Below are 1,290 nucleotides of genomic sequence, written 5' to 3'. Positions count from 1 at the left end.
TGAGGTTCCCCCGGTTTTTCGCCTTCCAGAGGTCACGGGTTATGCAGCCGCATCCCTTGTCCGCTGAGCCACAAGCCAGTCTTGCATGAACTGGGTTGGCGACATGAAACCAAGCGATGAATGACGGCGACTGCGGTTATAAAACACTTCAATGTATTCGAACAAGTCCGCGACGGCTTCGCGATGTGTACGATACCTCGTGCCATGCACGCGCTCGTTCTTCAGGCTGTTGAAGAAGCTTTCCGTCGGCGCGTTATCCCAGCAACTGCCTTTGCGGCTCATCGAGCAGCGCATGCCGTACGAGTTCAGTTTGCGCTGGAAGTCGTGGCTGGCGTATTGACTGCCTCTATCCGAATGATGCAGCGCGCCGGGCGCGGGCCGGCGGCGGAACCATGCCATCGTCAGCGCGTCGGTCACGAGCTCCGTCGTCATGCGCGGCTTGACCGACCAGCCCACGACCTCCCGGTTGAACAGGTCCAGCGTGACGGCCAGGTACAGCCAACCTTCGTCGGTCCAGATGTACGTGATGTCCGAGGTGAACACCTGATTGGGCTCGGCCGGCGTGAAGTTGCGGTTCAATACGTTCGGCGCGACCGGCAGTTTGTGCCGGGAATCGGTTGTCACGCGGTAACGGCGCTTGTGGCGAGCTCGAATACCGTTGGCGCTCATCAACCGCTCGACCCGTGCCTTGCTGGCTGGGAAGCCTCGAGAGCGAATCTCTTCGGTCATGCGCGGCGAGCCGTAGGCGCGTTTGACCTCGGCGTGAATCGTCCGAATCAACGTGAGCAACTGCGCATCGGTCAGCCGCTGACGCTCGGGCGTGCCACCGCGCTTCCACGCACGATAGCCGTTCACGCTCACGCAAAGGACCTCGCACAGCGCCGCAAGCGGGTATTGCCAGCACTGTGTGTCAATCCAGGCGAACTTCACAGGAGGTCCTTCGCGAAGAACGCCGCCGCTTTTTTTGCGATTTCCAGCTCCATCTGCAAGCGCTTGTTCTCCGCTCGCAGCCGCGACAGCTCCATCTGTTCCGCCGTGACGGCCTTCGCCCCGGGACCATTCAGCTTGCCGGCCTCGAACGCCTTCAGCCAGTTGCGCAGGGTCTGCGTCGACATACCCAATTCGCGGGCCACGACGCTCACGCCTTGCCCGTCCTTGATTCGTTGCACGGCGGCTTCCTTGAACTCTGCCGTGTACACCTGGTGCGGTACCTTGAACATCTCTGCTTTCCTTCCTTTGGGTCGAGTTTATACGCGACCTGCTGGAAGGCGAAATTTCAAGGGAAGCTCA

The 1,290-nt window shown here is 60.5% G+C and carries 1 protein-coding gene; it reads right to left on the bottom strand.

Features of this window, described 5'->3' with window-relative positions:
* Positions 1-39: 39 nt before the first annotated feature.
* A protein-coding gene (locus JMY28_RS38780) for an IS3 family transposase (protein WP_201701147.1) occupies positions 40-1,220 on the bottom strand; the annotation gives its coding sequence in 2 pieces (ribosomal slippage) (positions 40-968 and positions 968-1,220; 1,182 coding nt in all).
* Between the last annotated feature and the right edge of the window lie 70 nt (positions 1,221-1,290).

The organism is Paraburkholderia hiiakae, from assembly GCF_904848665.1.
Taxonomy (GTDB): domain Bacteria; phylum Pseudomonadota; class Gammaproteobacteria; order Burkholderiales; family Burkholderiaceae; genus Paraburkholderia; species Paraburkholderia hiiakae.
This window is presented reverse-complemented; position numbering and strand designations above follow the sequence as displayed.